At 37.7% G+C, this 12,970-nt stretch carries 14 protein-coding genes; 4 read left to right on the forward strand and 10 right to left on the reverse strand.

The annotated features are described in order from the left end of the window. From trpD to VXM68_RS09195, 10 genes are all read right to left on the reverse strand, one after another. Window positions 1-990, reverse strand: coding sequence for an anthranilate phosphoribosyltransferase (trpD, locus tag VXM68_RS09150; RefSeq protein WP_367211073.1), 990 nt, complete (start codon window positions 988-990; stop codon window positions 1-3). A gap of 350 nt (window positions 991-1,340) precedes the next feature. Beyond that, window positions 1,341-1,808, reverse strand: a complete 468-nt coding sequence (locus VXM68_RS09155; RefSeq protein ID WP_367211074.1) for a hypothetical protein — start codon at window positions 1,806-1,808, stop codon at window positions 1,341-1,343. A gap of 148 nt (window positions 1,809-1,956) precedes the next feature. Next, on the reverse strand, window positions 1,957-2,178 hold the full coding sequence (locus VXM68_RS09160) for a DUF2795 domain-containing protein (RefSeq protein WP_028072584.1): 222 nt from the start codon (window positions 2,176-2,178) through the stop codon (window positions 1,957-1,959). 122 nt (window positions 2,179-2,300) lie between these two features. After that, on the reverse strand, window positions 2,301-3,059 hold the full coding sequence (locus VXM68_RS09165) for an ABC transporter ATP-binding protein (RefSeq protein WP_293956432.1): 759 nt from the start codon (window positions 3,057-3,059) through the stop codon (window positions 2,301-2,303). Beyond that, window positions 3,041-3,832: a 1-acyl-sn-glycerol-3-phosphate acyltransferase gene (locus VXM68_RS09170; protein ID WP_307187585.1), complete on the reverse strand. Its 792-nt coding sequence runs from the start codon at window positions 3,830-3,832 to the stop codon at window positions 3,041-3,043. Before VXM68_RS09170 ends, VXM68_RS09165 begins: the two co-directional genes overlap by 19 nt. A 66-nt stretch (window positions 3,833-3,898) precedes the next feature. After that, window positions 3,899-4,813 (reverse strand): molybdate ABC transporter substrate-binding protein, encoded by a 915-nt coding sequence (locus VXM68_RS09175; protein ID WP_367211075.1) that lies wholly within the window; start codon window positions 4,811-4,813, stop codon window positions 3,899-3,901. Window positions 4,814-4,819: 6 nt separating this feature from the next. Continuing rightward, window positions 4,820-5,290, reverse strand: coding sequence for a DsrE family protein (locus VXM68_RS09180; protein WP_293956438.1), 471 nt, complete (start codon window positions 5,288-5,290; stop codon window positions 4,820-4,822). Window positions 5,291-5,321: 31 nt separating this feature from the next. After that, the gene (locus VXM68_RS09185) at window positions 5,322-6,302 is read right to left on the reverse strand and encodes a c-type cytochrome (RefSeq protein WP_294184064.1); all 981 of its coding nucleotides are present in this window, start codon (window positions 6,300-6,302) and stop codon (window positions 5,322-5,324) included. Between the two features lie 80 nt (window positions 6,303-6,382). After that, the gene (locus tag VXM68_RS09190) at window positions 6,383-7,285 is read right to left on the reverse strand and encodes a LysR substrate-binding domain-containing protein (RefSeq protein ID WP_367211076.1); all 903 of its coding nucleotides are present in this window, start codon (window positions 7,283-7,285) and stop codon (window positions 6,383-6,385) included. A gap of 61 nt (window positions 7,286-7,346) precedes the next feature. Continuing rightward, complete coding sequence (locus tag VXM68_RS09195) at window positions 7,347-8,717, reverse strand: dipeptidase (RefSeq protein WP_367211077.1); 1,371 nt, start codon at window positions 8,715-8,717, stop codon at window positions 7,347-7,349. Window positions 8,718-8,824: 107 nt separating this feature from the next. Between VXM68_RS09195 and VXM68_RS09200 the strand changes: the two genes are divergently transcribed. From VXM68_RS09200 to VXM68_RS09215, 4 genes are all read left to right on the forward strand, one after another. Beyond that, window positions 8,825-9,139, forward strand: coding sequence for a hypothetical protein (locus tag VXM68_RS09200; RefSeq protein WP_293956443.1), 315 nt, complete (start codon window positions 8,825-8,827; stop codon window positions 9,137-9,139). Window positions 9,140-9,146: 7 nt separating this feature from the next. Further along, a complete protein-coding gene (locus VXM68_RS09205) occupies window positions 9,147-9,698 on the forward strand; it encodes a sigma-70 family RNA polymerase sigma factor (protein WP_293956444.1) in 552 nt (183 codons plus the stop codon). Beyond that, window positions 9,691-10,044: a hypothetical protein gene (locus VXM68_RS09210; protein WP_367211079.1), complete on the forward strand. Its 354-nt coding sequence runs from the start codon at window positions 9,691-9,693 to the stop codon at window positions 10,042-10,044. The genes VXM68_RS09205 and VXM68_RS09210 overlap by 8 nt, the downstream gene beginning before the upstream one ends. A 186-nt stretch (window positions 10,045-10,230) precedes the next feature. Further along, window positions 10,231-12,954 carry an outer membrane beta-barrel protein gene (locus VXM68_RS09215; protein WP_367211080.1) on the forward strand — a complete coding sequence of 908 codons (2,724 nt, stop codon included), beginning with the start codon at window positions 10,231-10,233 and terminating at the stop codon, window positions 12,952-12,954. The last annotated feature ends 16 nt before the right edge of the window (window positions 12,955-12,970 follow it).

The raw sequence follows: 12,970 nt of genomic DNA on the forward strand, positions 1-12,970 counted from the left end.
TTATTTTTTGATTATTTTTTGGAAACTGCGCAGGGCTTTCCCTTCCATCAATGAACTTTCTGCTTCATAAAAACAGTCGCCAAAAGTTTTTTCGGGTTTAAAGGTCTTAATCGCAAATGCGGCGTTGGTCAAAACAACATTGTTCTGCACATCTGTACCCTGATTGTTCAATATCGATAAGAATGTCCGGGCGGCATCTGCTATCGTTTCACCACCCGTCAATTCCTGTGCTGAGACTGGGGTAAAACCAAGCTCTTCCATGCTATAGTAATTCTCTCCTTGGTTGTTGATTACCTTAAAATCACCGGTCATGGATATCTCGTCATAACCGTCCAATGCATGGATAATGGAATATTGTTTGTTTGTATTTTGGTATAGGTAACCATACAGTCTTGCTAATTCTAAACTAAATACACCAACGGACTGAAATCTTGGATTGGAGGGATTTGTCAACGGTCCCAGCATATTAAAGAAAGTCTTAACACCCAATGCACGACGTATTGGGGCAACTGTTTTCATAGCAGGGTGAAACAATGGCGCATGAAGGAAACAGATATTGGCTTCATCAAGCTGGCGTAGAAGTTCAGACTTGTCGTTGCTGAATTGGTAGCCTAGATATTCCATGACATTGGATGAACCACAGCTTGAAGATACTCCGATATTACCGTGTTTTGCGACATGGTAACCAGCTCCAGCTGTGATAAAAGATGCTATTGTTGAGATATTAAAGGTATTTTTACCATCACCACCTGTACCACAAAGGTCAATTAAATCATAACCGTTAAAATCCAGCTTGAGGCATAAATCATACATCGCATCTCTAAACCCGCCAAGCTCTTCAACGCGAATACTGCGCATACCATAAGCAGTCATAAATGCCGCAATTTGGTGACTGTCATATTTGCCCATGGCAATATTGGTTAGAATCTCGTAGGCTTCTTGCCGAGAAAATGTCTTGTATTCAAATAAATGCGCTAAAATTTCTTTCATGGTAATTTAAATAAAAAAGGCTTACCTTATTTAGGCAAGCCCATCATATCTTGATGTATTAATCAAATAATGCAATAGGAGTTTGCCACAACGTTATTCGTTGTGCCACCACCAAGCTTTATTTGATACAGTTATTATCATTGTTATTTTTATTAATACAAATATGGTTGATAGAATTATAAAATGCAAGTGTTTTTATTGAAAAATTTTTAAGAAAGCATCATTAGCTTAATATTGCTTACAAATATGTTGTAAAGTATAATTTGGTAAGAGTGTATTAATGTTGCTCTGACGGCGAAATTTGAGCGAAGGACACATAGACGGTCCGTTAAATAGGCGCACAAAGAAAATTAATAAAAAACAAAATGAGCTTTGTTATTGCCTTTGGAGACTAATGTGAGCGATGCAATTTTTTTATCACGAATGACTACAGCAAATACAAAACGTTTGAGATATTTGACAAAGTAAACTTGCTGCGGGTCAATACCTTCTAGATCTATGTCGCTTGTTTCTTTCCTTCCCGCTTGATCAAAGCTTAGATATTCCAATTTTTTAATATCCTTACTTTGTATATTTATCCTGACTTCATCAATACTCGCCAATAAGTACTCCTGCATATCTTTCTCTTGTTTTTCTGCTGTTATTAGGTCTTGACTTAAAATAATATCGGTAGCTAGCGTTGGATCATTTAATCGATGGACGAACCTTTTTAAAACAACACTATTTTCATTGGCAATTTGTTGTTCTTGTGCAAATGAGCTTTGGATAACTATACAGCTTATAAACAAAAACAATAATAGTTTTAATTTAATCTTCATACCTATGAGACTTGTCTTTATTAAAATGGATTAAAACTATAAAATAAAAACCTTTTGATACCGCATGCAAGCTACACTGTATCGTCTACGAATGGCAAGAGTAGCCCTAAATAAAAAACGCCTTTATTTTAAAGGCGTTTTCTATTTTTTAGTATTCATCTTCATTGAAGAAGAAATCGTCTTTTGTTGGATAGTCGGGCCAAATTTCTTCGATATTTTCATATGGCTCGCCATCATCCTCAAGAGATTGTAAGTTTTCAATCACCTCAACAGGTGCACCCGAACGAATAGCGTAATCGATTAATTCATCTTTTGTTGCTGGCCACGGTGCATCTTCTAGATGCGAAGCTAATTCTAATGTCCAATACATATAAAAACAATTTAAGTTCTCTATTTTCGCAAAACTATGATTTAATTTAACTTAAGCAAGTAAATTGCATGTTATTTTTGAGCTTGTAGTCTAAGTTATTGATTTATAACTATATAATATTTTTAAATATTCTCGAAATCACTTCCCTTTTCATTTAAAGCATTCAATCTTGGGGACACTGATTTTATATCTGGATTAGGATAATCATTTTCAATCAGCCCATCGCGCATACGTACAATACGATGTGCATGTAATGCGATATCTTCTTCGTGTGTAACTAGAATAATGGTATTACCTTTGGAGTGAATTTCTTCCAGTAGACCCATAATTTCAATAGAAGTTTTGGTGTCAAGGTTTCCTGTTGGCTCATCGGCAAGTATAATGGAAGGATCGTTGATCAATGCTCTTGCAACAGCAACACGTTGTCGTTGTCCGCCTGAGAGTTCGTTAGGTCTATGATCCATACGGTGTCCTAAGCCAACACTTTCCAACGCTGCAGTGGCTTTTTCCTCACGTCTATTTTTATTATAGCCCGCGTAAATTAGGGGAAGCGCAACATTTTCAAGTGCTGTATTCTTTGGTAATAGGTTAAATGTTTGAAAGACAAAACCAATTTCTTTGTTCCTTACTTCTGCAAGTTCATCGTCAGTCATGTCACTCACATTAATCCCATTGAGGATGTATTCTCCTCGGCTTGGCGTATCCAAGCAACCTAGAATATTCATTAACGTGGATTTTCCTGAGCCCGAGGGCCCCATTAAGGCGACAAATTCTCCTTTATGGATATTGAGCGTTACGGAGCTTAAGGCATGAATTGTTTCAGCGCCAATCTGGTATTCTCTGGCAATATCCTTGATTTCGATTAAGATCTTTCCTGACATATTTTTTGGAGATTCTCTAGGTTATGAAAATACGATTTATTCTTCATAATCCAATAAGAATGCATTTTGTCATATACCACTTTTTCTAGTTCTGATGCATTATCATCGTTAAAATTTGTTGTTTCTATCGGATTGAACACATGAATTTTAACAACTCCTGGTCTGGAGCCCCTTTTTGATCCATCATCGAAAAAGATATCCCAGGCATTTTCTATGATAATGGGCACTGTGGGAACATCATTCTGAACGGCGATTCGAAAGGCTCCGGATTTAAATGCGTGAATCTGTGGAGGGAAACTATCATCGATTTTTCCTTCTGGAAAGATAACGACACTTCTGCCATTTCGGACGAGTTCATTGGCACGTTGAAAAGCCTTGAAAGAAGATACTTTACTTTTTCTTGTGACCGGAATGTCTATTGTTTTAAAAAAAATGCGTGTAACCGGATTTTTAAGCAGAGAAGCTTTTCCAATAAATGAAAAAGGAGCGGGGCACAAGTAGGTGAGGGCTGTTATATCCAACACGGAGGTATGATTGGGGCACAATACCATGGAACGATTCCAATCTATTTTTGATTCATAGGTCACCTTGAAAAATACACCCGCTAGGGCAGAACCACCAATCGATACCCAGCGCCGCATACGGGCAATCCGAGCATAATTTTTTTCAGGGCGTCGTGCTAAAAAATAGATATAAGGGAAAAACAGAAGAAAAACAAGTAGAACGCTGATAAAATACCAATACCGATGGAGTTTTTTGAGCAATAAGATCATACAAGTCGACTAATTTTGACCTAAAGTAAAGAAAGAAAATGGATAATTAATTATACATTTTCTTTTTTAGTCTACTGTAAACCCATATTTCTTGTAAATATCCTTGGCCGTTGCAGAGTTTATGAATTTTAAGAAGTCATCTGCTGCCTGTGCATGGGACGCGTTTTTCAGTTTTGCAGCAACGTAAGTTGCAGCTGTATTTTGTGCATCCGGAATGATAATGCCTTCGACAGGATGGCCGATTAGTTTTTGGTAAACGACTTCAGAAGCCCAAACTGGAGCCGCATCAGCCTGTCCATACAATACACGCATGGGGCTTTCGCGATGGTGGATCTTAGTCAGATAAGTGCTGCCGTCTTTGACCTTATCTTCCATGATTTTTTTGACAAGTTGTTCGCCCCCAGCTTTTCTATAGGATGCTTTGATCTGCTCCCCAATTCCTTCCCATTGGGGATTAGGCATGCTGATACGAACTTTGTCATTACCCAGATCATTCAATGTGCTGATATTAGCGGGATTTCCTTTTGGAACCATCAAACAGATATTGTTATAGCAATACACCTGTGTATGGCTAAAATAATCTGCCATTTCGTTGATCGCCCGTTTACTCGCTGTGTAAATATCGGGTTTATGCGTAATGCGTAGATTGCCTATCGTGACTGAACCGCCTTTAATCTGCTTGGCTAAAATGCCTGGTGGCAGTGTTTCAACAAAAATACGTTTGTATTGTGGGTATTCTTTTTTGAATGCTGCAAGTAGATCATCGACAACCATAAATTGATTGCCCGCGAAAAAGACAGTAAGCTGCGGATTCTCGATATCACCATATAAATCTGGAATATTGTCTATCCCGGGGACCGTAAAGTTTAAAGCCGATTCTGGTGGATTATTCCAGGGGGGATCAAAACGATGTTCTTGTGCCTTAATTTCATGGGCCCCCAATAATGCTATTGTTAGACCAAGCAATAGAAAATTTCTCATTATACTTTATGGTTTAACGATAATCCACCCTTCATTTGCTCTTAAGATTAATTCACCATTTCCGCTAGGCACATAGCCTATAAAATCAAATAGTTCTTCTTTGGCAATATGTTTCTCTTCCAACGTATTAAGGCATTGCGCTACGATAACGCCTTTTTCGACCAGGTCTTTCAAAGGTTTCTCATATTGGCTGTTCTTTTTTAGGTAAGCTTCGGTACCACCGGAAAATGCAACCAATTCAATTTGTAAACGTCCTTTTAACCGTGGGTCTTTCAAGACATTGTTAATATTGCGAATTGCTTTTTCGATTGTTTTTGGATCATTGCTGTCCAGCTGATAAATGGCTTTATACGCTTTTTTCTTTGCAACGGCACCGCTGTAATGATGGTTATTGAGCAACAATTTATTGTCCTGTGCTTTCGCTTGAATAGTCATTATCACTACTAGAATGCAAGCGATTGTAAATTGTTTTTTCATATTTATTATTGATTTAATGGGGTATTTATGTTTAAAAATTAAAAGGTCCGAGTTTATGTTGTTCTATACTAACGTTATCGGAATAAGGTGGATAGGGGCTATCTTTTGGTTTTTTAATTAGATTAGGATAGTCCAATTGCTTGTTTGTTTTTTGTGGTCTATCGAAAGAATTGATATATGCTGCGACATCATAGGCCTCGTCGTCTTTCAACTGAGGTGCATCATAAGTTGCGCCTAAAGGCATATTGGCTTTGATAAAACGAGCCGCGGTAAGCAATCGTGCCATTCCAGCACCATCATTGTAGCTGTCATTACCCCATAAGGGAGGATATTGATACCCTTTTCCCGCTGTTTGAGGTAGTCCCTGACCATCCTTTCCATGACAACTTGTACATTTATTCTCAAAGACCAATTGACCATGTTTCAAGTCCGCAGCACGATTGGGGATATCCATTTTTATAAATCCTTGGCCTGCTAACCGACCTTTATTAACGGTATTTACGCTGATGTTCTTGATATAGGTGATAATGGCTCTCATTTCCTTGCTATTTTCAGGAATGGCTCGGCCGTTCATGCTTCGCTCAAAGCAACCGTTGATGCGCTCTTCAAGTGATTCAACCTTATTTTCCCTTGCGATGTACGTTGGGAAGACATTGGTGAGCCCGACATAAGGGGCAGCAAAAGCCTTTGTGCCCCCATTGAGATGGCAGCTGCTGCAGGCAAGCTTGTTTCCAATTTTGACCTCCCTATCATAGAAATAATCGTATGTATTTTTGATGAGCTTTTCACCATAATTGGCCATTTTACCTTCGGGATTATCTTTGAAAGCGATTTTCTTAAACTGTGAAACGTGCGTAATAAGGGAATCGTTGTGTATTTCAATAGCATCTGTTTGCCTTTGGTGTTCTTCATATTTTAACGGAAATACACATAAAGTTGTACAGGTAATCACCAACGCTACAATGATCCAGCTGAGTGCCTTTAAGTGATTTGTAAGTTTCTTATAATCCATTACGCTAATTCATTTCTACAAATCTAAGCGCCTCTAATCTGTAATTAAAACGACGTTTGTTTATGAGACATAACATTTGGTTATAACTTGAGGTTTTGCCGTAGACAGAATTGCAGAAACTGGTTGGGCGTACCGGCAAGTCCTCCATATAAATGGGTAAAATAGAAATAACGTTCTATTGTCAATTGCGGGATATCGACAATGATCAATAAATTATTTAACACTTCTTTTTGAACTGTATGAATCGATAAAAAAGCAAAGCTATTGCGACGGGCAAGATAGCCTTTGATACTCTCTGTTGAAGGCAAGATCATTTCTATCTGTACTTCGGATAGATTGATGCGGTTATCTTTTAGTGCATTCTCTATAATTGTTCGTGTACCCGAGCCCTGCTCGCGTAGTACCAAAGGTAAGCGTGTAATATCGGATAATGTTAGATTTTTCAATTGAGCTAATAATGGGTTTTGGCTATTTGTGACTAAGACGAGTTCATCCTTCATAAAAGGAATGTATTTTAGGGCCCGGTTGTCGGTAGACCCTTCCGTAATACCTAAATCCAATGTTCTATCGATAAGCTGTTCCTCAATACTGCGGCTGTTGGATTGAAAAGATTGGATACAATTGTTGGGATATTGCGATAGAAAATCGGCAAGTAGAGCAGGTAAAACATATTGGGATATGGTTGTGCTCGCTCCTAAAACCAGATTCCCTTTTCTTCCTTCCTGTAATTCCTGTATTTCTTGGCCAGCCTGATTATAAAGTGTTATAATTTGTTGGGCATATTTATATAAAATTTGACCTGCATCAGTGAGATTGAGATTATTTCCCTTTCGTTCGAAAAGCGGTATTCCGAGTCTCTTTTCCAGTTCTTGGATATTTTTGCTTACTGCAGGTTGCGAGATGAAGAGTGCCGAAGCCGTTTTGGTGAAATTAAGGTGCTGCGCTGCAGTATAAAAAACAATTAAGCGAAAATCAAAATCCATAAAACGATAAAGGGTTATTTCTAAAATTTAAAAATAACCCTTTATCTAATGAAAAACTAAATTATTTACTCAGTTCTGCGTAATATTTATGAAATAATGGAATTGTTGAAATTCCCATGAGGTAATTCTCAATACCATATTTTTCATTTGGCGAGTGTAGGTTGTCGCTATCCAACCCAAAGCCCAAAAGCACTGTTTTTAAACCCAATACTTCTTCAAAAAGAGCAACAATTGGTATTGAACCACCACCACGCGTTGGGATAGGTTTGACACCAAAGGTGTCATGTAGGGCTTTTTCTGCCGCTTTGTAAGCAACACTGTCGGTCGGTGTGACGACAGGTTCACCACCATGATGAGGTTTAACTTCTACTTTCACATAATCTGGTGCAATAGATTCAAAATGTTTTTTGAAAAGCTCCGTAATAAGGTGAGAGTTTTGGTTTGGCACGAGGCGCATGGAGATTTTCGCATTCGCTTTTGATGGAAGTACTGTTTTGGCGCCTTCACCGATATAACCACCCCAAATACCATTTACTTCTAAGGTTGGTCGAATACCGGTGCGTTCTAATGTTGTGAAACCTTTTTCTCCCCAGATATTTTGGATACCCAGGTCAGTTTTGTATTCTTCAATGTCAAAAGGTGCTTCATTTAAAGCTTTACGTTCTTCAGCCGTCAATTCGACAACATCATCATAAAATCCAGGGATAGCGATATGATTGTTTTCGTCATGTAATGATGCAATCAGTTTCGCTAATATCGTGGCCGGATTAGCTACTGCTCCACCATATACGCCTGAGTGTAAATCTCTATTAGGCCCCGTAACTTCAACTTCAACATAAGAAAGGCCGCGTAAGCCAGTTTCTAACGATGGTTGATCCATGCTGATCATCGAGGTGTCAGAAATAACGATAACATCTGCTTTCAGTCTCTCTGTATTTTCTTTAACAAATGTACCCAAATTGACTGAGCCTACTTCCTCTTCACCCTCAATCATAAATTTGATGTTACATGCTAAAGCATCATTTTTAATCATGTATTCAAAGGCTTTTACATGCATGTAAAACTGACCTTTATCATCGGCAGATCCACGTGCATAAATTTTACCATCACGGACCGTCGGTTCGAAAGGAGGGGTATCCCACAACTCGTATGGATCAGCGGGTTGTACGTCGTAATGACCATATGTCAACACTGTGGGAAGTGCCGGATCGATAATTTTTTCTCCATAAACGATTGGATTACCAGCGGTAGGACAAACTTCTACATTGTCGGCTCCGGCTTCACGCAATTTCTCAGCAACAAATTCAGCAGTTTTTTGGACATCTCCTTTGAATTTAGGATCGGCACTTACTGATGGTAAACGCAATAAATCAAACAACTCATCCAAAAATCGTTGTTTATTTGCTTCTACATATTCTTTAATGTTTTGCATATTGTTTGTGTTTGAAACAAATTTACACAAATCAACACATTTAACTCAATTTGTTGTAACCTTTTCGGGGATGGTTGCGACTAATGTAAAAACTAATTCAAATAATTATGGAAAAGCAAACAGTAGGGGCCATTTTAGGAATCGGACTATTTACATGTATCACGTTGTGTGTTTATTTTATTATGCGGTATCGGAGCGTGGCTGTACATATTCCAGGTGAAAATAAGAAAAGAGAGCCACTAGATTGGCAAAAGCCCGGGATTTTGGTACTTGGTATAGGGATAGGATTATTCATTGTGGGAATTTTGGACAACTACATGAATACTGATTTGCCAGATTCACTTGCCGTCGCAATTTTGATTATTTCTGCGGGTGTTGCAATGATAATTGCTAACCGATTGGATAAAAAACGCGATATTTAACTCGCCAATGGATGAAATCTATATTCGAAAAGTTCTATCAGGCGATGTGGAATCCTATCGTTATTTTATAAAAACGTATAAGGATATGGCATTTTCTGTCGCTCTTTCTATTGTAAAGGAAGAGCATTTGGCAGAAGATGTCGTTCAGGATACATTTATAAAATGTTATCAATCGCTGTCTTCCTTTAAAGGGAAATCGAAATTTAGTACATGGTTTTACCGAATTGTTGTGCATGTTGCTTTTAATGCCATTCGTCATAAGAAACTGGATTTGGTCAATTTTGATCTAACCCACCATGACATGTCGCATGAAGATTCCGTATTGGATGAAATAATCGACCACGAAAGAAAAGAAATGATCAACGATGCACTCACTATTCTGCCCGCTCGAGAGTCTGTTGCATTACGGTTGTTCTATCTCGAAGAACAGTCGATGGATGAAATTAAAGAGATTATGGGCTGGACATTGGCGAATACCAAAGTGATCTTGCACCGGGCCCGTAAAAATATGCAGATCATTTTAAGTCAGTTAATTAAAAAAGCGGAGTATTATGGATAAGGAACAGGAAAAATTCAAGAAAGTTATGCAAATGAGTAAAATAGAAATGCCATTTGATGATTTTGAACAACGTATCATGAACGGTATTGCTGCGCTTGAGAAAGATAAAGAGAAAGCCCTGTCAAATAAAAAGTATGCGATTACATTTTTTCTTCTTGGGACTGTTTGTGGCATGATGTTCAATAATTATCTGATGGCCAAAATTCAAGTTGCAGACATTGCCCCGGATTTTAAAAATTATAGTGCGATTGGTGGCCAGTTATCTTTTGCTGTTTTGATATGCTTTTTCTGTCTTCAGTTGTGGCGATTGATCAATATGCAACAAAAGAGGCATTATCAGGTATAGTAAACGATCTTTTTTGTCGAATATGCATAGTCTAAGTTTTTTGCGAATTGGACTTTATATTTCGTTCAACTAGCGCAGCTAAGGGGTCAAATTGGTTTTTTAAAAATAAAATTAATTTTACTGTAACAAAACATTAGTTTTATCTACTAATGATATATTGATATTAATTTACTATCCAACAATTTTATGAAGAGAGTTTTACAAATGCTCTTGTTTTTCATTTTTGCTATCCCTGGTTTGGCTTCAGGTCAATCCAAGATTGCTGGAAAAATAAGTGATGTAAAGGAGCAACTAAAGTTATCAGACGCAACAGTCATGCTATTGACTGCTAAAGATTCCATATTGACCGGCTTTACCCGATCGGATGAAAATGGTCTGTTTTCATTGACCAAGCCTGATACAGGAGCTTATATTCTCATTGTGAGTTATCCCAAGTATGGTGATTTTTATACGGAGATCAAATCCGGTGTGGACTATTCCAAATTGGCTATTGGTCTAACGAATACAGCCACATTATTACAAGAAGTTATTGTTACTGGCCGTATCCCAATTACCATCAAAGGGGATACCACTGAGTATGATGCCGGCAGTTTTAAAGTGGAGAAGAATGCAAAGGTTGAAGACCTGTTGAAAGCGTTGCCTGGTATCACGGTTGATGCATCTGGAAAAATTACTGCACAGGGTAAAACAGTAAAAAAAGTATTGGTAGATGGCGAGGAATTTTTCGGCGATGATCCGACGTTGGTAACACGCAATATCCGATCGGATATGGTCGATAAAGTTCAGGTTTATGAGAAAAAATCGGAACAGGCCGAGCGAACAGGAGTGGATGACGGTCAGCGTGAGCAAACGATCAATGTAAAGCTAAAAGAAGGTTCCAAAAATGGTATGTTCGGAAAAGCGCTTCTTGGCGGTGGAACCGACGATTACTATATGGGGCAATTGATGTTGAACAAGTTTAAGGGCTCGCAAAAAATATCAGTTTACGGTCTTTTTGGTAATAATGGTACTACCAGTATGAATTGGCAGGATGCACAAAAGTATGGTGGTGATTCAGGTGTATCCTATGGTGATGACGGTTCGATGAGCTGGTCTAATTTTACGGACCCTTTTTCTGGACAAGGAGTTATCGGTGTGCCACGTGCCATAAATTCAGGCGTTAACTTCTCGGATAAATTTGATAAGGACAAACATACAGTCAACATAAACTATAAATATGGAAGATTGAGTAGCGATGGAAATGATGAAACGATTATGACCGGTTTGATCAATAACAAATCGGTGAAGAATGTCGATTCTGAAAATGATCAGCATCGTGCCAATCTGAAATATGATCTCAAATTAGATTCGTTAAACCTTTTAACCATAAAGGGGGGAGCATCAAGAAAAAATCTTTGGTCAAATAATACGCGTGAGGCGTATCAGTTTAGTCAAAATGCAGATACGACCATTGCTGAAAGTACAAGTGAATTGGTTAAAAATAACATTAATGAGTTTGATTTGAGTACCTATTTCACCCATAAGTTCAAGAAAAAAGGACGCTCCTTTACATTTGATGGTCAATGGAAACGAAATGAGATGAAAGGTACTGGACATTTAAAGTCAGACCTGAAAAATTATAGCCTAAAAACAGATTCTACGACCGATCAAAGTAAAGTACGTAACAATACAAGTAATGTGCTAAGTGCTTCAATTTCCTATACTGAACCCTTAACCAATAGCTGGAACCTTGTGGTTGGAACAGGAATTGAGCAAAGTAACAGTAGTTCCCTTGTGGAGTCATTCAATAAAGGTGATGATGGCGATTATACTCAACTCGATCGTCGTTTCAGTAATAATTATGATTTCGATAGAAGTAGTAACAGATACAAATTTGCTATAGTCCATACAAGTGAAAAGTTTAAGTTTACTGTGGCCAATAATTTTAATAATGATAAATTGAAACAGTTCAATAACTATACAGACGAGGGGATTACAAGAAGTTACTTTACGTACAATCCAAATGTAAGTGCAGGCTATTCTTTTACGAAAAGTAAGGGGTTATGGCTGAACTATACTGGTAAAAACCAATTGCCTTCCTTGAGTCAGATCCAACCGATATTAGATAACTCCGACCAGATTAATCGTTATCTGGGGAATGAAAATTTAAAGCCGTCATTTAAAAATTCCTTAAATCTGAACTATAACTCATTTCGCGTGCTGACCGGAAACTATATGTATATCGGTGGTAATATTTCTACCGAAAAGAACCCGATAACACAAAATATTGATACATTGAACGGGATCAACACATATACGTGGAATAATGTTGATGGTAAGACAAATACTTCGCTGAACGTATGGTCTGGTGTTTATTTTAAGTTGAGCAAAAAACTTGGCCTTTCCAACTCGCCACAGTTTTATGTAAATATGAGTGACAACTATAATATGTTCAATCACCAATTGAATAAAGTAAATACCACGAACTTTAATTTTACGTATAATTTTAAAAGAGATACCAAAACAGGTTTAAATTTTGACCTGAACCTTAGTCCCCAGTACCGTTTGATGAAATCAAGTTTGGAGCGTAATACAAACAGTAATGGTTTTGTATTTTCCTCAAACGGAAGTGTGGAGTATTTTTTCAACAAAACATTTAAGGTTTATACCAATTACACCTATTCCTACGAGGCGGCCACCAAAGCTTTCGATGAGAAGTTTGAGCAGTTTTTGTTGCATCCGGGTGTGAGTAAGAAATTCCTTAAAAATGAATCATTGGTGCTGGATTTTACAATCAACGATGTTCTTAATCAAAACAAGGGCTTTAGTCGTTCGGCATCGACTTCAGTCTTTACGCAACGTCGATATGATACGATACGCAGATATTATATGCTTAAACTATCATGGGATTTTACAAAAATGTTTTTATAAAATATTAAGCAAGATA

The organism is Sphingobacterium sp. R2 (assembly GCF_040760075.1).
Lineage (GTDB): Bacteria > Bacteroidota > Bacteroidia > Sphingobacteriales > Sphingobacteriaceae > Sphingobacterium.